The following is a 549-nucleotide window of genomic DNA, read 5'->3' as shown; positions in this document are numbered from 1 at the left end:
TCGCGCTGGCCTTCATCATCGACATCACAGAGCGCAAGCGGCATGAGGAAGGCATCCTGCGCCTCAATGCCACGCTCGAGCAGCAGGTGCTGGACCGCACCGCGCAGATCCGCACGTATTCCTCACGGCTGGGGGCCATCCTGGCGCACGCCGGCTACGCCATCGTGGCCACCGACCTGAAGGGGAAGATCACGCTGTTCAATCCTGCGGCGGAGCGCATGCTGGGGCACGTGGCCACGGAGATCACCGCCGGCGGCACCAGCATCGACCTGCTGCACGACGAGACCGAACTCCGTGCGCGCTCGCTCGCGCTGTCCGAACGCCAAGGTGCCCATGTCGGGACGAACTTCGCGCAGATCGCCGGCGTGACCACCGCCGCCGGCAGCGACGTCGCTGAATGGACCTATATACGCCGCGACGGCACACCCATGCCGGTGGCGTTGAACGTGAGCGCTCTGCGCGACGAACATGGCGTGGCTTCCGGCTTCCTGGTGATGGCGTCGGACCTCACCGAGCAGAAGCGGCGCGATGCGGAGCTGCACCAGGCGA

The 549-nt window shown here is 67.2% G+C and carries 1 protein-coding gene; it reads left to right on the top strand.

Going from position 1 to position 549, the window contains the following annotated elements; all coding sequences use genetic code 11:
- A partial coding sequence (locus CSC78_RS18800; RefSeq protein WP_162339391.1) for a PAS domain S-box protein occupies positions 1-549 on the top strand: 549 nt, incomplete at both ends.

The organism is Pseudoxanthomonas japonensis (genome assembly GCF_010093445.1).
Taxonomy (GTDB): Bacteria; Pseudomonadota; Gammaproteobacteria; order Xanthomonadales; family Xanthomonadaceae; genus Pseudoxanthomonas_A; species Pseudoxanthomonas_A japonensis.
This window is presented reverse-complemented; position numbering and strand designations above follow the sequence as displayed.